The 18,992-nt window shown below is 69.5% G+C and carries 18 protein-coding genes; 10 read left to right on the top strand and 8 right to left on the bottom strand.

Annotated features, from left to right (window positions below):
* Positions 1-9 precede the first annotated feature (9 nt).
* The 7 genes from ABT304_RS23470 (at position 10) to ABT304_RS23440 (ending at position 6,382) form a co-directional block, all read left to right on the top strand.
* Entirely contained in the window at positions 10-1,218 is a 1,209-nt protein-coding gene (locus tag ABT304_RS23470) for a L,D-transpeptidase (RefSeq protein ID WP_350718908.1), read from the top strand.
* A 150-nt stretch (positions 1,219-1,368) separates the two neighbouring features.
* Positions 1,369-2,106 (top strand): HAD family hydrolase, encoded by a 738-nt coding sequence (locus ABT304_RS23465; protein WP_350718906.1) that lies wholly within the window; start codon positions 1,369-1,371, stop codon positions 2,104-2,106.
* Positions 2,100-3,077, top strand: a complete 978-nt coding sequence (phnD, locus tag ABT304_RS23460) for a phosphate/phosphite/phosphonate ABC transporter substrate-binding protein (protein WP_350718904.1) — start codon at positions 2,100-2,102, stop codon at positions 3,075-3,077. The genes ABT304_RS23465 and phnD overlap by 7 nt, the downstream gene beginning before the upstream one ends.
* Complete coding sequence (gene phnC, locus ABT304_RS23455) at positions 3,074-3,838, top strand: phosphonate ABC transporter ATP-binding protein (protein WP_350718902.1); 765 nt, start codon at positions 3,074-3,076, stop codon at positions 3,836-3,838. Before phnD ends, phnC begins: the two co-directional genes overlap by 4 nt.
* Positions 3,835-4,659: a phosphonate ABC transporter, permease protein PhnE gene (gene phnE, locus ABT304_RS23450; protein WP_350718900.1), complete on the top strand. Its 825-nt coding sequence runs from the start codon at positions 3,835-3,837 to the stop codon at positions 4,657-4,659. Before phnC ends, phnE (ABT304_RS23450) begins: the two co-directional genes overlap by 4 nt.
* The gene (gene phnE / locus ABT304_RS23445) at positions 4,656-5,534 is read left to right on the top strand and encodes a phosphonate ABC transporter, permease protein PhnE (protein WP_350718898.1); all 879 of its coding nucleotides are present in this window, start codon (positions 4,656-4,658) and stop codon (positions 5,532-5,534) included. The genes phnE (ABT304_RS23450) and phnE (ABT304_RS23445) overlap by 4 nt, the downstream gene beginning before the upstream one ends.
* Positions 5,531-6,382 (top strand): MurR/RpiR family transcriptional regulator, encoded by an 852-nt coding sequence (locus tag ABT304_RS23440; protein ID WP_160024386.1) that lies wholly within the window; start codon positions 5,531-5,533, stop codon positions 6,380-6,382. The genes phnE (ABT304_RS23445) and ABT304_RS23440 overlap by 4 nt, the downstream gene beginning before the upstream one ends.
* 52 nt (positions 6,383-6,434) lie before the next feature.
* Here the strand turns inward: ABT304_RS23440 and ABT304_RS23435 are convergent, their stop codons facing one another.
* The 5 genes from ABT304_RS23435 to ctaE form a co-directional block, all read right to left on the bottom strand.
* Entirely contained in the window at positions 6,435-6,785 is a 351-nt protein-coding gene (locus ABT304_RS23435) for a GatB/YqeY domain-containing protein (protein WP_350718896.1), read from the bottom strand.
* Between the two features lie 122 nt (positions 6,786-6,907).
* Positions 6,908-8,635 carry a cytochrome bc1 complex cytochrome b subunit gene (qcrB, locus tag ABT304_RS23430; RefSeq protein ID WP_160024384.1) on the bottom strand — a complete coding sequence of 576 codons (1,728 nt, stop codon included), beginning with the start codon at positions 8,633-8,635 and terminating at the stop codon, positions 6,908-6,910.
* Positions 8,632-9,795 (bottom strand): cytochrome bc1 complex Rieske iron-sulfur subunit, encoded by a 1,164-nt coding sequence (gene qcrA / locus ABT304_RS23425; RefSeq protein ID WP_160024383.1) that lies wholly within the window; start codon positions 9,793-9,795, stop codon positions 8,632-8,634. Before qcrA ends, qcrB begins: the two co-directional genes overlap by 4 nt.
* The gene (gene qcrC, locus ABT304_RS23420) at positions 9,792-10,673 is read right to left on the bottom strand and encodes a cytochrome bc1 complex diheme cytochrome c subunit (RefSeq protein WP_350718894.1); all 882 of its coding nucleotides are present in this window, start codon (positions 10,671-10,673) and stop codon (positions 9,792-9,794) included. Before qcrC ends, qcrA begins: the two co-directional genes overlap by 4 nt.
* 13 nt (positions 10,674-10,686) lie before the next feature.
* A complete protein-coding gene (gene ctaE / locus ABT304_RS23415; RefSeq protein WP_350718892.1) occupies positions 10,687-11,352 on the bottom strand; it encodes an aa3-type cytochrome oxidase subunit III in 666 nt (221 codons plus the stop codon).
* A 138-nt stretch (positions 11,353-11,490) separates the two neighbouring features.
* Here ctaE and ABT304_RS23410 point away from each other — a divergent pair, with 138 nt between their 5' ends.
* Both ABT304_RS23410 and trpD read left to right on the top strand, forming a co-directional pair.
* Entirely contained in the window at positions 11,491-11,901 is a 411-nt protein-coding gene (locus ABT304_RS23410; protein WP_160024381.1) for a hypothetical protein, read from the top strand.
* Entirely contained in the window at positions 11,898-12,935 is a 1,038-nt protein-coding gene (trpD, locus tag ABT304_RS23405) for an anthranilate phosphoribosyltransferase (RefSeq protein ID WP_350718891.1), read from the top strand. The genes ABT304_RS23410 and trpD overlap by 4 nt, the downstream gene beginning before the upstream one ends.
* A gap of 122 nt (positions 12,936-13,057) precedes the next feature.
* Here trpD and ABT304_RS23400 read toward each other — a convergent pair whose 3' ends face one another.
* Positions 13,058-13,336 (bottom strand): Lrp/AsnC family transcriptional regulator, encoded by a 279-nt coding sequence (locus ABT304_RS23400; protein WP_141803873.1) that lies wholly within the window; start codon positions 13,334-13,336, stop codon positions 13,058-13,060.
* 23 nt (positions 13,337-13,359) lie between these two features.
* Positions 13,360-15,078, bottom strand: a complete 1,719-nt coding sequence (locus tag ABT304_RS23395; RefSeq protein WP_502890422.1) for a DEDD exonuclease domain-containing protein — start codon at positions 15,076-15,078, stop codon at positions 13,360-13,362.
* 85 nt (positions 15,079-15,163) lie between these two features.
* On the opposite strand from ABT304_RS23395, the gene ABT304_RS23390 reads away from it, so the two are divergent.
* Positions 15,164-17,062: a hypothetical protein gene (locus tag ABT304_RS23390; RefSeq protein WP_350718888.1), complete on the top strand. Its 1,899-nt coding sequence runs from the start codon at positions 15,164-15,166 to the stop codon at positions 17,060-17,062.
* Here the strand turns inward: ABT304_RS23390 and ABT304_RS23385 are convergent.
* Positions 17,043-18,959 (bottom strand): APC family permease, encoded by a 1,917-nt coding sequence (locus tag ABT304_RS23385; RefSeq protein WP_350718886.1) that lies wholly within the window; start codon positions 18,957-18,959, stop codon positions 17,043-17,045. The genes ABT304_RS23390 and ABT304_RS23385 overlap by 20 nt on opposite strands.
* Between the last annotated feature and the right edge of the window lie 33 nt (positions 18,960-18,992).

The following is an 18,992-nucleotide window of genomic DNA, read 5'->3' as shown; positions in this document are numbered from 1 at the left end:
AGTCTCACCGTGTCAACGCAGTCACCGTTTCGCCGCCCGTCCGTGTTTGCCCGCCGCCGGGTGCTGTTGACCACCGCAGCGGCAGCCCTCGCCCCGGTTCTCGCCGCGTGCGGGGCGGACCCGGCCTCGAAGGAGCCCAAGAAGCCCGCCGAGCCGACGGTGCAGATCACGTCCAACATCGAGGACAACGCCACCGGCGTCGCGGTCGACAAGGTCGTCAAGGTCGATGTGGCCAAGGGGCGTCTCGACGAGGTCATGCTGACCGGCGCCAAGGGCACCAAGGTGCGGGGCACGATCACCGAGGACGGGCTCAGCTGGAGCGCGGGTGAGGTGCTCGAGCCGACCGCCTCCTACACCCTCGCGGTCACCGCGACCGGCGACGACGGTCTGGAGCAGACGAGCCAGATCAAGTTCTCGACCGAGGACCTCGGCCTGGACCGGCAGACCTACCCGTCGATCGCGCCGCTCGACGGCGAGACGGTCGGCGTCGGGATGCCGATCATCGTGACGTACGACCTGCCGGTGAAGAACAAGGCCGCCTTCGAGAAGAAGATGATCGTCGAGTCGACCCCGAAGCAGGAGGGGTCGTGGTACTGGGTGAGCGACAAGGAAGTGCACTACCGCCCGCGCACCTACTGGCAGGCCAACTCCACGATCAACGTGAAGCTCAACATCAACTCGGTCCCCGCCGGTGGCGGCATCTTCGGCCAGAAGGACCGCGAGATCACGTTCAAGACCGGTGACGCGCACATCTACCGGGCCAACGCGCAGACCCACCAGATGGAAGTCTTCAAGAACGGGCAGAAGATCCGGACCATCCCGATCACGACCGGCAAGGAAGGGTTCATCACCCGCAGTGGCGTGAAGGTGATCATCGAGAAGTTCAAGCGCAAGACCATGAACTCCGAGACCATCGGGATCAACCAGGGCGACCGGGAGTACTACAACATGGAGGGCGTGAAGTGGGCCATGCGGCTGACGTTCTCCGGTGAGTTCATCCACGGCGCGCCGTGGTCGGTCGCGCAGCAGGGCAACGCCAACGTCTCCCACGGGTGCACCGGGATGAGCGACGAGAACGCCAAGTTCCTCTACGACATGACCCGCCGCGGTGACGTCGTCGAGACCGTCGGCACCAACCGCCAGATGACCTTCAGCAACGGCTGGGGCGACTGGAACACCTCCTACGACGAATACCGGGCGGGGTCTGCCCTCGCCTGAGTCCACATTGTGCATTGCAGTAATTAGCGTGCGACATCGTGTGGTTGATGCTTGAACCTGATGGCGACTTTACCTACGTTCCACCTAACACGTAATCGCGTTGCGCAGGGCTGACCCCGACGGCCCGCGCCGCCTTGGAAGGTGGACTCGTTGCCTCGGCCTGTGCTGGTGCTCGACCTGGACGGCACGGTGTGTCTCGGAGACACACCGGCACTTCTCTACGCCACCCGGGTGGCGGACCTCACCGACGCCCCTGAGGCGCTTCTGGAGACCGCAGCGGCCTTCCTTGGGCAGAGACTGCCCGAGACCGCCCCGAAGACGCTGACGGGCGCTCAGGACGGCTATGAGGCGGTCAAGATCCTGGGCCTGGCGGCCGGGGTCTCCGAGGAGCAGCTCAGCGCTGCGTACGTCGCGAGCCGGGAGGCGATCAGCGAGCAACCGGGCGACATCCGCACGCCCGACGGGCTCATCGACCTGCTCGACGGGATCGACGCGCACCGGGTGATCTTGACCAACTCGCCCGGCGGCCGCGGCCTCGACGCGATCCTGGAGCACCTCGGCGTGCGTGACGTGGTCGACGAGGTGTGCACCGACGCGCTCAAACCGACCCGGATGAAGGGGCACCTGGACGGCTTCCTCGACCACGTCGGTGCCGCCGACACACCCGAGTGGTTGATGTCGGTCGGCGACATCTGGCGCAATGACCTTGCCCCCGCCGTCGAGCGTGGTTGTGTTGCTGCATACGTTGACGCCTTCGACCGCCGGCAGGGACCGGCACATGTTCGTGCAGGATCGTTAGTCGACCTGTACCCCGCAGTCTCGGACTGGTCGAGTGACCCGTCATCCTTCATAGCAGCTCACCCCCTCAAGGAGTCTGTCCAATGTTGAGAACCCCCAGGAACCGGTTGCTGGCGGTCGGTGCCGCCGCATCGCTCGCCCTCTCGCTCGCCGCTTGCGGTGGTGGTGAGGAGAGCGCCGCGCCCGCGGAGGATCCCGACGAGATCGTGCTGTCGCTGGTCCCCTCCGGCGACGTCGACTCGATCACCGAGAGTGCGAAGGGCCTGGAGTCCTTCCTCAGCGACAAGATCGGGATCCCGGTACGCGCCGAGGTGACCGAGAGCTATGCCGCCGCGATCGTGGCGATGAAGGCCGACCAGGCCCAGGTCGCGATGCTCGGCCCGATCGGCATGGTCCAGGCCGAGGACCAGGCCGGCGCGGTGCCGGTCCTGCAGTCGGTGCGCTTCGGCTCGGGGACCTACCACACCCAGTGGTTCACCAACGACCCCGAGACCTACTGCGCCGACGAGGTCAAGGTGGTCGAGGGCTTCAAGTACTGCAACGGCACCGACGCCGCCAAGACCGGTCCCGCCGGTGAGGAGGCGCTCGCCAAGATCAAGCCCGGCACCTCGATCGCCTTCGTCGACCAGGGCTCCGCCTCCGGCTACTACTACCCGGCCACCCAGTGGGGTCAGGTCACCGGCGGCGACGCCCTGGTCGACCTCGACGCGCAGTTCGCCGGCGACCACGACGCCGCCGTCCTGGCCGTCGCGCGCGATGACTACCCGATCGGGGTGAGCTTCGACGACGCCCGCGAGGAGGTCGCGGCCGACGAGCCGAAGGTGGCCTCCGAGGTCGTGGTCTTCGCCTACTCCACCGAGATCCCCAACGACGGCATCGTCGTCGCCGCCGGCCTCTCCAAGGAGCTGCGTACGAAGGTGACCAACGCCTTCACCGCGATGGCGAAGGACCCCAAAGGGCTCAAGACGCTGGAGGCGGTCTACGAGATCGAGGGTCTGGAGAAGGTCGACTCCGCCGCGCTGAAGAAGGCGAAGTCCGTGGAGGAGAACTTCGGCGAATGAGCATCGTCTTCGACGACGTCTCGGTGGTCTACCCGAACGGCACCCGCGGCCTGGACAAGGTCTCCCTGACCATCCCGGCGGGGGAGTTCGTCGTGGTCGTCGGGCTCTCCGGGGCCGGCAAGTCGACGCTCGTCCGTACGATCAACGGCCTGGTGCCGGTCACCTCGGGATCGCTGTCGGTGGGCGGGACCGAGGTGGCCACGGCGCGCGGGCGCCGGCTGCGCCGGCTGCGCGCCGAGATCGGGATGATCTTCCAGGGGTTCAACCTGGTCACCCGCCGCTCGGTGATGGGCAACGTGCTCACCGGCCGGCTGCACGCCCAGTCGTGGGCGCGGTCGGCCCTCGGGCTGCACACCAAGGCCGACAAGGAGATCGCCTTCGAGGCGCTGGAGCGCGTCGGGATCGTCGAGAAGGCGTGGGTACGCGCCTCCCAGCTCTCCGGCGGGCAGCAGCAGCGGGTCGCGATCGCCCGTGCGCTGGCGCAGCAGCCGTCGGTGGTGCTCGCCGACGAGCCGGTCGCCTCCCTGGACCCGCCGACGGCCAACCTGGTCATGCGTGACCTGCAACGGATCAACCGCGATCTCGGTATCACCACTGTGGTCAACCTGCACTTCCTCGATCTCGCCCGGCGCTACGCCGATCGGATCATCGGCATGCGTGCGGGTGAGGTGGTCTTCGACGGCCCCGCGGCCGAGGCCGACGACGCAGTCTTCGAGAGGATCTACGGCCGCTCGCTGACCGCCGAGGACGTCCTGGCATGAGTCAGGCGACCCTCGAGCGCCCGGGCGGCTCGCCGAAGCAGGAACGCCCGCCGCAGCCGCCGCCGAGCCCGCTCCTCATCGGGGGCATCCTGGGCGCGGTCGCCGTGACCGTGGTGGCGGGTTGGGCGATCGACTTCTCGCTCACGCCGGTCGTCGAGCAATGGCCGATGCTGACGATGATCCTCGAGGAGGTCGTGCACCCCGAGTGGGCGGAGATCACCGACCCGTCCTCGCGGCTGTGGACCGCGCTGAAGGAGACCGTGGCCATCGCGGTCATCGCGACCTTCGTGGGCTCCCTGATCGCCCTCGGGGTGGCTCTGCTGGGCTCCAAGGTGAGCGCGCCGCCCGCGGTCTACCGGGTCACGAAGCCGGTGATGTCGGTGATCCGGTCGCTGCCCGACATGGCCTACGCGCTGGTCTTCGTCGCCGTCGTCACCGGTCCGCTCCCGGGGATCCTGGCGCTGACCATCTTCAACATCGGCATCGTCGCCAAGCTGACCTCGGAGAGCATCGACGCCGTCGATCCCGGCCCCCTGGAGGCGCTCGACGCCGCCGGGGCGACCCGCTGGCAGCGCGCCCGCGTCGCGATCGTGCCCGCCGTGCTGCCCAACTACGCCTCGTACGTTCTCTATGTCTTCGAGCTCAACATCCGCGCCTCCGTGGTGCTGGGCGCGGTCGGGGCCGGCGGGATCGGGCAGCTGATCATCCTCTACTTCACCCGAGGCGACTACCCGCAGCTCGCGGCGGTCGTGATCGTCATCTTCGCGGTCGTCGTCGGGATCGACCTGCTCTCCCAGTTCCTGCGCCGGAGGCTGGTATGACCTCGGCGACAGCGACGACGCGGCCGAAGCCGCCGCCGAAGTGGCCCTACACCGCGGCCGGTCTGGTGCTGATCGGCATCGTGCTGGTGGCCGGATGGTCGCTGGACGATGCCAAGTGGGAGCGGCTGCCGCAGTTCCCCGGGGAGATCATGCAGTACGCCGGGCAGATGCTCGACGGCGTGCTCACCTGGCCGGGGGCGCATCCCGAGGGCCAGGCGGACCCGGAGCTCACCTACGGGGACTGGTGGCTGCAGGCGCTGAAGCTGATGGGGGAGTCGGTGGCGCTCGCCTGGATCGGCACCTGCGTGGGCGCGCTGTTCTCGTTCCCGCTGGCGTTCCTGGCCGCCTCCACCACCGCGCCGCTGGTCGTACGCCTCCCGGTGCGGCTCTTCTTCAACGCCATCCGCGCGGTGCCGGAGATCCTGCTCGCGGTGATCGTGATGCTGCCGCTCTTCGGGCTCAACCCGATGGCCGGCGCGATGGCGATCGGCATCCACTCGATCGGCTCGCTCGGCAAGCTGACGCTGGAGAACATCGAGGCGGTCGACCCGCGTCCCGTCGAGGCCGTCACGGCGGCCGGTGCGACGTGGTGGCAGCGGATCCGCACGGCCGTCATCCCGCAGATGATGCCGGAGACGGTGGCGTTCTGGCTCTACCGCTTCGAGGTGAACATCAGGGCAAGCGCGATCCTCGGCGTGGTGAGCGCCGGTGGAATTGGTGCGTTACTAAACCGTGTCCTTCGGGGCCGTGAGTGGGAGTGGGGTGGAATCATGCTAGCTGTGATCATCATCGTGACGATCCTGGTGGACCAGCTGTCAGCAGCGCTGCGTCACCGGATCCTGCACGGCGCCGAAGCCACTGTGGTGGCGGCATGACGAGTGCGCCGGTTCTTCCAGCCATCAGGGCCGCGATGCCGCGGCTCAACCCTTCCGAGCGTGCGGTCGCCGAGGTCGTGCTGACCCGTTCGGAGTGGGCCATCGAGGCGACCACCGCCGAGATCGCCGCCGAGGCCTCCGTCTCGACCGCGACCGTGGTCAGAGCCGCGCAGAGACTCGGGTTCCGCGGTTTCCCGCACCTCAAGGTGCTGCTGGCGCGCGACCTGGGCACGGCCAAGACCGAGACGACCGAGGGAGGCAGCCCGCTGACGGTGGTGCGCTCCTTCTTCGCCGACATCGCCGACTCCGCCTCCGACATGGTCGGGCTCCTCTCCGAGGAGCAGGTCACCCGGGCCGTGGACCTGCTCGCCGAGGCCCGTTCGATCCTGGTCGCCGGCACGGGCGTCTCCTCGCCGGTCGCCCAGGACATCGCGATGCGACTGGGCTCCCAGGGACTCAGCACCGTCGCGCCCAGCGACCATCTCGACCAGCTCATCCGGGCCCGTCTGCTCCAGCCGGGCGACGTCTGCGTCGTCGTCAGCGGCACCGGCGCCACCGCGCCCACCATCCAGGTCGCCCAGGCGGCCGTCGCCGGGGGAGCGGCCGTCATCGCGCTGACCTCCTTCACCGGCACCCAGCTGACTAAGCTCGCCGAGGTCGAGCTGGTCACCCCGCAGGGCGGTCGCGCCGGGTTCCGCCAGGAGCTCGACTCGATCATCCGGATCCCGCAGCTCATCCTCGGCAACGCACTCGTCGCCGCCGTGGCAGCCCGTGACCCCGAGGCTGCAGCCAACGTACGCGCCCGGGTGCTCGAGGTCGTCGGCGGCGAGCTCGACCCGCAGGGCTGACCACCCCAACAAGGCCGAGTCGGCGCGTTAGAACGCGCCGACTCGGCATGGTTCAGAGGTACGCCGCGAGAAGGTCTGCCTCGGCGCGGAGCTGCTCCGCCTTCTCGCCCGCGCCGTGGGACTCCAGGTCCGTCGCGGCGCTCAGCCGCTCGGTCTGCTCGCCGGTGATGATGCCGCGGATCTCCTCGTCGCTCAGATCCCTCCGCGCGGCCTCGGTGGCGCCTACACCGACGGCGGCGCCGGCGATCGGTCCGTCGACCGAGAGGGCAGTCTCCGCCACCGGCAGCGCCTCCGAGTTGGCGATGGCAGCGAGCGTGGAGCGGAGCACGGCTGTCGCCGTTTTGTCGCGCGCCTTGCGGGCGGTGAGGAGGTCGGCTCGGAGTCGAGCCTGGAGGCCGGTCATGTGCTGGACCCTAGGATCCGCGTCCGGTCGCGGGCAACCGGGTTTCGGCCGCTGGAGCGCCCAGAAACGCACGTAGCGCCGTCCCCCGGAGGGAACGGCGCCACGTGGCGTACGACTTCAACTCAGCGGCTGAGGGGCTCCTCGATCGCCGAGTGACGGTGATCGTCGAAGTCGTGACCGTCGACCTGGTGACCCTCGTGGGCGGCCAGCTCGTGGGCCACGTGCTCGGCGTGGTGGTGCGCCTCGCTGAGCTCCTCGGGGGTCGGCTTGTCCACGTCGTGGTCGTAGTAGAAGGCCCGGAGCTTCGCGCGGAGCGACAGCTTGCCGTTCTTCTTCAGCTCCGGCTCCTCGCCGGCCCGGCCGCGGTCGCGGACGGTCATGGCGAAGGCCTCGTCCTCGGGAAGCGGGAGGTGCTTCTCGTGGTAGGCGCCCTCCGGCGTACGGATGACCGTGCCGGTCTCGTAGCCGTGCAGCAGCTTCTCGTTGTCGTGACGCTGCAGCGAGATGCACCAACGACGCGTGATGATGAACGCCGCGATCGGACCCAGGAACACGAACGCCCGCAGGAAGTAGGTGATCTGGTTGATCGAGAGGTCGAACTTGATCGCGATGATGTCGTTGCCGCCGGCGGCCCAGAAGCCCGCGTAGAACGTCATCAGCGCGACGAACGTGGCGGTGCGGGTCGGAGCGTTGCGCGGGCGCTGGAGCAGGTGGTGCTCGCGCTTGTCGCCGGTGATCCAGGCCTCGATGAACGGGAGCATCAGCACGACCATCCAGGCCGCCATCGGCAGCACGATGACCGGGAAGAAGATGTTCCACGACCAGGTCGAGCCCCAGAAGTGCGACTCCCAGCCCGGCATGATGCGCAGCGCGCCGTCGGGCCAGCCCATGTACCAGTCAGGCTGCGAGCCGGCGGTGACCTTGGTCGGGTCGTAGGGACCGAACTTCCACACCGGGTTGAGCGAGAAGAAGGCGCCGAGCAGGGCGGTCACACCGAAGGTGATGAAGAAGAAGCCGGTCATCTTGGAGATGTAGTTCGGCACCATCGGGTAGCCGACGACGTTCTTCTCGGTGCGTCCGGGGCCAGGCCACTGGGTGTGCTTGTGGTAGATCAGCAGGATCAGGTGGGCACCGATCAGCGCCAGCAGCAGCGCTGGGATCAGCAGCACGTGGATCGTGAACAGGCGTGGAATGATGTCGTCGCCCGGGAACTCGCCTCCGAACAGGAAGAACGAGATGTACGTCCCCACGATGGGGATCGCCATCATGAACCCGTCCGCGGCCCGGATGCCGGTGCCGGAGAGCAGGTCGTCGGGGAGGGAGTAGCCGGTGAAGCCCTCGAGCGTGCCGAGGAGCAGCAGCGTGGCGCCGATGACCCAGTTGATCTCACGCGGCTTGCGGTGCGCGCCGGTGAAGAACACGCGCATCATGTGGATCATCATCGAGGCGATGAACAGCATCGCCGCCCAGTGGTGGACCTGGCGCAGCAGCAGGCCGCCGCGTACGTCGAAGGAGATGTCCAGCGTCGAGGCCATCGCCTCGGACATGTCGATGCCGCGCAGCGGCGCGTAGGAGCCCTGGTAGGTGATCTCGGCCATCGAGGGCTTGAACCACAGGGTCAGGAAGGTGCCGGTGACCAGCAGGACCACGAAGCTCCACAGCGCGATCTCACCCAGCATGAACGACCAGTGGTCGGGGAAGATCTTGCGGGAGAGGAACTTGCTCAGCCCGCCGATGCCGAGGCGCTCGTCGGCCCAGTTCGCGGCCGCGCCTGCCTTGGTCGGCTTGCCCGCCGGGGCAGCGGCTTCGGTGCCGTTGCTGGCGGCAACCTTGGACGTGTCGGTGCTCACTGGCCGCCCTCCTTGTAGCCGTACTGCTCAGCATCGGCGGCGTGGTCCTTGGACCAGTCGTCGAAGATCTCGTCGATGTCGTAGGTGTTGCGCTCCCAGTAGCTGACGCCCACAGGCTCAGGGTAGTCCGAGAGGGCAACCAGGAAGCCGTCCGCGTCGACGCCCAGGGGCAGCTGCGGGAGGTGGCGTCCGGCCGGGCCGAAGATGACCTTGCCGTGGTCGGCGAGGTCGAAGGTCGACTGGTGGCACGGGCACAGCAGGTGGTGCGTGGTGCGCTCGTTCAGCGAGATCGGGCAACCGACGTGGGTGCAGATCTTGGAGTAGGCCACGATGCCGTTGACCGACCAGTTGCGGGTCACGTCGTTGTCGATGTCGTTGGGGTCCATCCGCAGCAGGATGGTGGCCGCCTTCGACTTGGCGATCTGCAGCGGCGCCCCGTGCAGGCTGCCGTCGAAGATCGTCGCCGGCTCGGCGTTGACCAGGTCACCGATCTCCAGGTCGCCCGGGCGGATCGGGGTGCCGACCACGTCGCGTACGACCCGCACGCCGGCATCCCAGACGGTGTGCTCGAGGCCGGCGCCCGGGTAGGGCTGCTCCTCGGTGATCTGGGCGTTGGTCTGGCCCAGGTCCCTGAGGATGACGACCGCGGGCAGGCCGAGCAGGGCGGCCGAGCCGATCATCGCGTTGCGGATGAACGGGCGGCGAGCCATGCCGGACTCGTGGAGCGCGGCCTTGAGCTCGGCGACGGCGGCCTCGCGGGTGGCGGGGGAGGAGGCGGCCGGGTGACGGTCCTCGGTGTGCTCGATGTCGACGACGAGCTTGCGGGCCCACTGGATGACGCCGATGCCGAGGAAGAGGAGGGCGAAGCCGAGGCTCGATCCCAGCGCCAGGTTGGAGGCGCCGAAGCCGGCCCAGACGTCACCGTCGTAGCCGGGCTCGATGGTGAAGTACGCGACGACGAACAGCACCGAGCAGATCGCGGAGAGACCGAAGAAGGCGCTCACCTGGCGCTCGGCACGCTTCTCCGCCTTGGGGTCGACGTCGGTGGGACGCCAGTGATGCTCGTGCATGCCCGGGTCGGGCAGCAACGCGTCGGTGTGCGCGTTGAGCTCGGGGTGCGAGTCGTCGTGCTTCTCGATCTCGCTGAGGTCGCTGCTCACTTGGCAGATCCCTTCTTGGTCTGGTTGGTGCGCGTGGTGTGCGCGGCGATCCAGACGGCGAACGCCACCAGGACGCCGAGCCCGACGACCCACGCGACGATGCCCTCGGTCACCGGACCGAGCGAACCGTTGTTGAAGCCGCCGTAGTCGGGCTGTTCCTTCATCGACTCGACGTAGGCGATGACAGCCTTCTTCTCCTCCGGGCTGATGTTGCCGTCGGAGAAGGTGTCCATGGACTGCGGACCGGTCAGCATCGCCTGGTAGATGTGCTTCGGGTCGGTGTTGAGGATGCTCGGAGCCTCGCCGCCGCGCGGCATCGCGCCGCCGGCGCCGGTGAAGTTGTGGCAGGCGGTGCAGTTGGTCAGGAAGATCTGGCCACCGAGGGCGACCGCCGCCTCACGCTCCTCCTCGGAGGCGAAGGTGTCCGGGTCGTACTGCTCCGGCTCAGGGACGGCCGGGCCGGGGCCGAGGCTGGCGACGTACGCGGCCAAGGCGTCGATCTCGTCCTGGTTGAAGCTGGGGTCCTTGACCTCGACCTGGGCGCCGGGCTGGGCCATCGGCATCCGGCCGGTGCCGACCTGGAAGTCGACGGAGGCGGCACCCACGCCGATCAGGGAGGGGCCGTAGAGCTTCCCGTTCTGGGTGGTGATGCCCTCACCGTTGGAGCCGTGGCAGGTGGAGCAGTTGATCATGAAGAGCTCTTTGCCCTCGGCGACGAGAGCAGCGTTGTCCTTCTCCTGCTCGGCCTGGGAGGCCGGGGCGAGCGCGGCGTACGCGCCGCCGGTGCTCAACAGGGCGACCAGGAGCACGGCGGCACCGGCCAACGGGCGGCGACGGTGCCGCGACAGTCGACCGACGGAGCGGTTCAGTAGACGCACATTCAGTCCTTGGTCACTTGAGGAGGTAGATGGTCGCGAACAGGCCGATCCACACCACGTCGACGAAGTGCCAGTAGTAGGACACGACGATCGCGGAGACGGCCTGCTCGTGGGTGAAGCGCTTGGCGACGTACGTCCGGCCGAGCACGAACAGGAAGGCGATCAGGCCGCCGGTGACGTGGAGCCCGTGGAAGCCCGTCGTCAGGTAGAAGACCGAGCCGTAGGGGTCGTCGGGACCGGTGATGCCGCGGTTGAGGGCGATGCCCTCCTGCACCAGGGCTGCGTACTCGGTCGCCTGACCGGCGATGAAGACCGCGCCCATGAGGTAGGTGAGGATGAACCACTCACGCAGGCCCCACAGGCGGATCGCGAGCAGAGAGCCCTTACGTCCGACCTGGCCGCGCTCGGCGGCGAAGACGCCGAACTGGCAGGTGAACGACGACAGCACGAGGATGGTCGTGTTGACCGCCGCGAACGGGATGTTGAGCCCGGAGGTGTTGGCTTCCCACACCTCGGGGCTGACCGCGCGGATCGTGAAGTAGGCCGCGAACAGCGCCGCGAAGAACATCAGCTCGCTTGCGAGCCAGATGATCGTCCCCACGCTGACCATGCTCGGACGGTCGTGATGCCCGTGCAGGCGGGCTGTTGGAAGAGTCGATACTGTCGCCACGCCCGCCATTATGTCCTGCCCCCTTTCCAGAGTCTTCTTGGGACCCTGTGTGTCGTGTTTCAGGGTGCTGCTACACCCTTGGACACCGCTCAGGTTCGGTGTGTGACATGTGGCCGCAGGGCATGGTGTTGGCGCTAGCATCAGGGTGTGACCGACACCACCTCGAAATCACTGAAGATCCTCGTCTACAGCGACGACGTCGACGTACGCAAGCAGGTGATCCTCGCTCTGGGGCGCCGCCCGCACCCGTCTCTGCCGGAGGTGGAGTACGTCGAGGTGGCCACCGAGCCGGCCGTGCGTGCACAGTTCGACGCCGGTGGCCTGGCCCTGGCCGTGCTCGACGGTGAGACCGCTCCGGCCGGCGGACTGGGCATCGCGAAGGCGGTCAAGGACGAGGTGAAGGACGCTCCGCCGATCGTGGTCCTCATCGGTCGTCCTCAGGACGCGTGGCTCGGCACCTGGTCGCGTGCGGAAGCCACCGTGCCGCACCCGCTCGACCCGTTCGAGCTGGCCCGGACGGTCGTGGGACTGCTGCGGCCCGTTAACGTTGGCGCATGACGTCCGCGCCCAACTCCTGGCCCGAGGTCCTCACCACGCTGGTCGCGGGACAGTCCCTGTCCGCGCACCAGGCGGCGTGGGCGATGGGGGAGATCCTCTCGGGAGAGGCGACGCCCTCGCAGATCGCCGCCTTCGCGGTGGCCCTGCGTGCCAAGGGTGAGACCGTCGACGAGCTCGCAGGGGTCGCCGACGGGATGTTGGCCAAGGCCAACCCGATCTTCGTGCCCGGGCGCGTGCTCGACATCGTCGGCACCGGTGGCGACCGGTCCTTCTCGGTCAACATCTCCACGATGTCAGCGATCGTCGCGGCCGGTGCCGGGGCCAAGATCGTCAAGCACGGCAACCGGTCCGCCTCCTCCAAGTCGGGATCGGCGGACGTGCTCGAGGCCCTCGGCATCCGGCTCGACCTCGATGTCTCCCGGGTCGGCGAGGTGGCCGAGGAGGCCGGGATCACCTTCCTGTTCGCCGCGGCCTTCCACCCCGCGATGCGCCACGCTGCCGCCGCGCGGCGCGAGATCGGCATCGCCACCGTCTTCAACCTGCTGGGCCCGCTCACCAACCCGGCCCGCCCCGCGTCCTCCGCGATCGGCTGTGCCGACGCCTCCGCCGCGCCGGTCATGGCCGGCGTCTTCGCCCGCCGTGGCGTCGACGCCTGGGTCTTCCGCGGCGACGACGGCCTCGACGAGCTCACCACCACCACGACCTCGCACGTGTGGATGGTCTCGCAGGGGGTCGTGACCGAGGCGACCGTCGAGCCGCTCGACCATGGCATCGGCCGCGCCAGCGCCGAGGACCTGCGCGGTGACGACGCCGCCTACAACGCCGCCGTCGTCCGCCGTCTGCTCGCCGGGGAGAAGGGCGCCGTACGCGACGCCGTCGTGCTCAACGCCGGTGCTGCTCTCGCCGTCCACGACGCCGGGTCCGGAAGCGTCGACGAGCGGCTCGCCGGGGGCATCGCCCGCGCTGCCGACGCGATCGACTCCGGGGCTGCTCAGGGTGTGCTCGACCGGTGGGTTGCGGCTACCGCGCGTTGAGGGTTCTCGTCGTGCTGTAGGGGATTACGCGCCGAGTCGGCGCATCCGCACGCATCGCTCGCTTCGCTTCGCTCCAAGCGTGCAGATGCGCCGACTCGGCTACACCAGACGGGCTGCGCCCGTTAGTCCAGACCGATGGAGAACGCGGCTTCGAGGTCGACCTGGGAGTAGGTGCGGAAGGCGATGTGGGTCTCGGTCTCGAGTACGCCGGGGACCTTGTTGACCTTGTCGGCGACGACGTTGGCCACGTCCTCGTGGGCACGGACGCGGACCAGGGCGATCAGGTCGATCTGGCCGGTGACGGAGTAGACCTCGCTGACGCCGTCGATGGCGGCGACGGCCTCGGCCACCTCGGGGATCTGGGAGACCTCGGCATTGATGAAGACGATCGCTGTGATCACGCAGGTCACGTTAGCCGATCCTCCTAGAGCGCCGCTGCCCGCCGGCCCGCACCGCCGATCGGACAGGTCCACTCGCCCTCGATGTGGGCGAGGCGTACGCCTGGGGACTCCAGCCAGCGCAGCACCAGCTCGGTCTCCTCGGCGCTCGCGGCGGGCACCGGGCCGGGGGCGGGCAGGACCGTCTCGGCGCTGAGCTGGAGGTCTGCGACGTAGGCGTGGGCGTTGGCCTGACGCGGGATCACCCCGGCCCCGGCGAGGCGCCCGTGGCGGACGACGTGGACCGCCCAGCGGCCGTCGTCCTCACGCCGGATCGCGGTGAGGTCGGGCAGCCGGGTCAGGCCGGTGAGTCGTTGGGTGCGCGCGGCGGCGCGCAGGTAGGAGGTCAGCCGGTCGCGGTGGACGGCCGCCTCCTCGAACCGCTCCTGCTCGGCCAGGCCGGTGAGCCGCTCGGTGACCGTCTCGACCACCTCGTCGGGCCGGTGGAGCAGCGACTCGCGGACCCGGGACACCAGGGCCGCGTAGGTCTCGGACGGGACGCTCTGGTCGCACGGGCTCAGGCAGCGGTGGAGCTCGGCGAGGACGCACGGGGTCCTGCGCGGCAGCAGCGGGAGCCGGTCGGCGCACTGCCGGATGGGGAACGTGTCGTGGAGCGCCTGGAGCGCCTTCTCGGCGACCTTCTTGGAGCCGAACGGGCCGAGATAGTCGGCGTCGTCGTCGAGCACCTGCTTGACCAGCGACAGTCGGGGCCATGGCTCCTGGGTGAGCTTGACGAAGTGCATCTTCTCCGGGCGTCGCGAGCGGCGGTTGTAGGGCGGCTTGTGCTCGGCGATGAGCCGCAGCTCGCGCACGCCCGCCTCCAGCGCCGTCGCGCACTCGATGCCCTGCACGGTCGCGGCCAGCCCGACCATCTCGCCCATCCGGGAGCGGGTCTCGGAGGCCGTGAAGTAGGTGCGTACGCGAGTGCGGAGGTCCTTGGAGGTGCCGATGTAGAGCACCCGGCCCCTGTCGTCCTTGAACAGGTAGACGCCGGGGGCGTGCGGCAGGTCCTCGGCCAGATGGCGCTTCTTGCGCTGGGCGGTGGTGACCTTGGCCGAGAAGACGGCCAGGTCCTCGAGGGTCTGCACGCCGATGTTGCCGAGGCGCTCCATCATGCCGTGGAGGACGTCGACCGTCGCGCGGGCGTCGGAGAGGGCGCGGTGGTTGGGGGTCGTGGGGGAGCCGAAGACCCGGGCCAGCGAGCCGAGCTTGTGGTTGGGCGCCTCGTCGCGGGTGACCACCCGGCGGGCGATCTTCACCGTGTCGAGCACCTCGAAGCGCGGCCAGGGGCGCTCCTGCTTCGCGGCGAAGTGCTTGAGGAAGCCCACGTCGAAGGGGGCGTTGTGGGCGACCAGCACACAGCCCTCCGCGAACTCGAGGAACGCCGGGAGCACCGACTCGATGGTGGGGGAGGAGGCGACCATGGAGTTGGTGATCCCGGTCAGCACGGCGATCGACGGCGGGATGCCGGTGTGGGGGTTGACGAGGGTCTGGAACTCGCCGAGCACCTCGCCGCCGCGCACCTTCACCGCGCCGATCTCGGTGATCATGCCGCCGTTGTCGGGGCTGTTGCCGGTGGTCTCCAGGTCGACCACGCAGAAGGTCAGGTCGCGCAGCGGCCTGCCGAGCTCGTCGAAGCCCCGCTGAGCCTCCCAGCCTCCGGTGGCCTGCTCACGCTGGCGGCGGGCGACGGCCCGAGCACGCATCTCCTTGCGCGCCTCCCGCACCGCGCTACTACTGCCCATGCGAACACATTAGCGAGTGCCACCGACAGTCCTTCGCCACTAGGGTGTGGCGCACCTGACAGGGGAGGTGTGGGCGATCGCAGGGAGAAACAGCGGCATCGAGGGGGCGGCGTCCGGTAATGAGGACCGTCCCTGGGCGCGCTGGTTCGCTCGCTCGGGCTCGTTGCAGGTCGAGCCGGCCGAGGCCGGCGAGCAGGCACGGACGCTGCTGAGCGAGGACGGACAGACCGCGGCGCTGCGGTTCAACGAACGTGTGCTCGACACGCTGACCGGCGATCTTGCCGGCCTGGTCGAGTACGTCACCGTCCTCGACGGCGCCCAGGCCGACGAGGTCCTCAACACCCAGAAGCTGATCGACAACGCCTTCGCCAGGGTCTCCGCCCAAGGCGTCGACCGGTTCGTGGCCTGGCTCGCGGAGCTGCGTACGCAGGGCCATCCGGCGATCGCGGTCCAGGCGCTGCACGCCTACGGCCGGCTCGCGGACGGTGATCTGGCCGCCCTGGCGACCTCGCTGGAGTCCGCCGCGGACCCCGTGATCCTGATCGCGGCCGCCGCGCTGCACCGCCCGCCCGAGGACGCGGCCCGGCTCGCGATCGAGAACGAGCACGACGCCTCCATCGCCCACGCCGTGATCCACGACGTGCTCCGTCAGCGGACCGTCCCCGACATCGCCCGGTTCCTCCGGGCTCTGCACCTGCTCGGGGCGCCGGACCTGGTCAACGACACGGTGAAGCAGTTCGCGGCCCCTGCCAGCGGTCGCTCGAACCTCGACAAGGCCCTGCTCTACGTCGCGCTGTACGCCAGCCCGAGGCTGCGTGAGATCGCCCTGGACCTGCTCTGGCGAACCCTCGGCGCGATCGGTGACCTCGGCCGGGCGCCGGGTCCAGCCCAGCAGCAGGATCTCGTCGCGGCGTTCTGGGAGCTGTGCCCGGGCGGACGCGTGCTCGAGGACTGGTTCAAGCTGCGCCTCGACGGCAGCGAGAACGCCGAGGAGGCGCGCGAGCACGTGGTGCTGCTGCTGCGGGGAAGCCGGGGACCCGGCCGCGACAGCCTCCTGGCGGCCATGGCCGGTGACGCGACGCCGATGAACCTCAAACGCATCTGCGAGACCCTCATGGAGGAGGGCGACGAGGCCCAGGCGGCGATGCTCGTCCGTGCGATCGCCCACAGCGGCCACATCGAGCGGCTCGGCGACTTCCTCGACCGGTGGTCGTGGGCGCAGCCGTCCGCCGACACCACCCGGAAACTTCTCCACTGGGTGCTCACCCCGGAGGGCGCGGACCGCGCGCCGATGGGATCCGCGGTCGTGGAGGGTGTCGCCGGGTATCTGGCCGACGGGCACGGCAGGACGCTGGGGGAGGACCTTCGCCGGCAGGCCGCGACGCTGGTCAGGCTCCGCCCGGCCGAGGAGATCGTGGGTCTGCTCGGCCACGTGCCCTCCCGGGTCGGGAGGCGGGGCCGCTCGGCCGTCGCCGCCGACGTCGGCTGGAGGCTGGCCGAGGATCTGCTCGTCTACCCGGCGCCGACCGAGGAGACGTACGTCGCCTGGTACGCCGAGTGCCTCGTCGCCCTCGAGGAGGCCGGCTTCACCGACGCGGTGCGTACGTCCTGGCACCATCTCGCCGACGAGGCGATCAACCGCCGTGGCGCCGGGCCGACGATCGCGGAGACCGCCCACCAGCTCCGGCGCAAGGAGCTCGCCGGCACGGCCGACCGGCTGCTGATCCGCTATCTCGACCAGGCGCAGAGCGTCACCCCCGCCGACATCGTCGGCATCACCACCCGGCTGCGCCTGCACCGCTACCCGGAGGCGAGTCGCGCCGGGGTCCTGCGCCGCTCGGTGGGGCGGTGGCAGGACCGGGCCCGGGTCGATGCCGTCGTGGAGACCCTGGTCGCGGCCGGCCAGGAGGAGGAGGCCGAGTGGGTCAGGTCCGGGTCGTCGTGAGCCGGGTCTGCCTGAGGTAGCGCCGCCCGGCACCGACGAGGAGGACGAACGCGCCCGAGGCGACGATCATCACCAGCGCGCGCAGGCTCCACACGCTCCACACGGAGTCGTCGTCGATCCGGTGGCGCACGGCGCTCAGCAGCGTCAGCGCGACCAGGTAGAGCGCGAGCACGACGAACGGACGGTTCGCCGGGTCGCGAGAGACCAGGCGCGCGCCGTGGTTCTTCGCGTCGTACCAGCCCAGGCCGGGGACCCGGAGATGATGGAGCCAGGGGAGCACGAGCAGGACGAGCGATCCCCAGCCGATCACCGCCACGCCCTTCCACACCCGGTCCCACGCGGACTCGTTGACGACCAGCGCGATGACGACGAAGGCCGCGTACGCCGCGAACGGGAGCAGCCGCTGGGCACCCGTCCCGAGCAGGTCGGAGCGCACGGCCAGGACGACGCAGGTGACCGCGTACAGGATCAGGATCGGGATGGTGTTGAGCACGGCCAGGGTCTGCCAGTCGCCGCCCACCGCTACCAGGACGACCAGCGCGAGCACCAGGTTGACGAGCAGGATCAGCCAGAAGGAGTCGCTGGTGCGGCCGGGGAGCCGTGATGCCCGCGGCTCGTGCAGGCCGCTGGGGACGTACCTCTCCGCGCTCAGTGCGTAGACCTCGCGACTGAGGGCGTAGGTGAACACGATGCCTGAGCCGATCGGGGCCAGGATCGCGGCGATCCGGATCAGCACGACCAGCCAGTCGAGCGGCGCCCCGGCCAGCGTGGCCGCGTCGGTCAGGCGAGCGTAGGAGGTGCCGTGCTCGGCCCCGGAGCCGGCCATGTGCTCGGCGTAGACCAGCTGGAGGGAGGAGTAGAGCAGGAACGAGCCGACGACCGTGCCGTAGACCGCCCAGCGCACCCGCCTGGCCACCTCGCGACGGCCGCCACGGACCTCGCCGGTCACGTCCAGGGGAGCCTGGAAGCCGATGTAGGCGTAGATCACCCCGCTGGTGATCAGCGCGCTGAGCACGCCGGTCGTGGTGGGCCCGGCCGCGGTGCCCGGAGCCGTGGGCCGGCCCGGTGCCGCGAGCGCCAGGAACACCACGAAGATCACCGGGATGGCGATCTTGAGCAGCGTCAGGGCCGCGTTGGTACGCAGGACGAGACGTCGGGGCAGCAGGACGAAGGCGATGATCGCGGCGGTCACCAGCACCGCCAGGGTCGACCCGATCCCGGTGAGCCCGCCGTCGCCGGCCAGGGCGGGGACGATCTCGGCCAGCCCGTTGACGGCCGCGGCCGCCTGGGCGGCCGGGTTGATGGCGTACGAGATCCACAGCGACGCCGCGAGGATGATCACCACCAGCGGCCCGAAGGCGTCGTGCGGATGGAACAGCAGTCCGCCGGTGCGCTGGGAGATGAGCCCGAACTCGACCATCACGACCGCGATGGTGAGCATGAGCAGGCCGCCGGCGGCCCAGCCGAGGAGCGCGGCCTCGCCGAGGCTCTCGTGAAGGGTGGGAACGGCCAGGAGCCAGCCCGATCCGATCACGCCGCCCGCGGCGAGACCGACGACCTCGACGAGGCTCAGCTTGTCGGCCTGATCGGCGGGTCGCTCGTCCCGCTCGTCCTTCGCGGGCTCATCGGGGGTCACGGGTGTGACGGGCGTGACGGGAGTGACGGGCTCGGTGGGCTGCGGAGCGGGAGCCGCAGGGACCTGCGCTCGTCGCATCGCCTCGAACGCGATCGCGGTCATCAGGCCGCCGACGGCCGCGACCCAGAAGCTCGACTCGTGCAGCAGCTCGCGGAATCCCGGCGACTTGAGGGCATTGAGCTGGACGCTGCCGTAGATGGACATCACGAATCCCGCGGCGCACAGGATCATCCTGGCGATCGCGCTGAGGGTGTGCCGCACGCGCTGGTCTCCCACTCCCGATGATTCGAACGT

This window comes from Nocardioides sp. NPDC000445 (genome assembly GCF_040300245.1).
In the GTDB taxonomy this organism is placed as follows: domain Bacteria; phylum Actinomycetota; class Actinomycetes; order Propionibacteriales; family Nocardioidaceae; genus Nocardioides.
This window is presented reverse-complemented; position numbering and strand designations above follow the sequence as displayed.

Coding starts and splice junctions, on each gene's coding strand:
- phnE (WP_350718898.1), top strand. CDS start 4,656: ATGACCTCGGCGACAGCGACGACGCGGCCGAAGCCGCCGCCGAAGTGG.
- phnC (WP_350718902.1), top strand. CDS start 3,074: ATGAGCATCGTCTTCGACGACGTCTCGGTGGTCTACCCGAACGGCACC.
- ABT304_RS23395 (WP_502890422.1), bottom strand. CDS start 15,078: ATGCGTGCTCGGGCCGTCGCCCGCCGCCAGCGTGAGCAGGCCACCGGA.
- ABT304_RS23440 (WP_160024386.1), top strand. CDS start 5,531: ATGACGAGTGCGCCGGTTCTTCCAGCCATCAGGGCCGCGATGCCGCGG.
- ctaE (WP_350718892.1), bottom strand. CDS start 11,352: ATGGCGGGCGTGGCGACAGTATCGACTCTTCCAACAGCCCGCCTGCAC.
- phnE (WP_350718900.1), top strand. CDS start 3,835: ATGAGTCAGGCGACCCTCGAGCGCCCGGGCGGCTCGCCGAAGCAGGAA.
- phnD (WP_350718904.1), top strand. CDS start 2,100: ATGTTGAGAACCCCCAGGAACCGGTTGCTGGCGGTCGGTGCCGCCGCA.
- trpD (WP_350718891.1), top strand. CDS start 11,898: ATGACGTCCGCGCCCAACTCCTGGCCCGAGGTCCTCACCACGCTGGTC.
- ABT304_RS23435 (WP_350718896.1), bottom strand. CDS start 6,785: ATGACCGGCCTCCAGGCTCGACTCCGAGCCGACCTCCTCACCGCCCGC.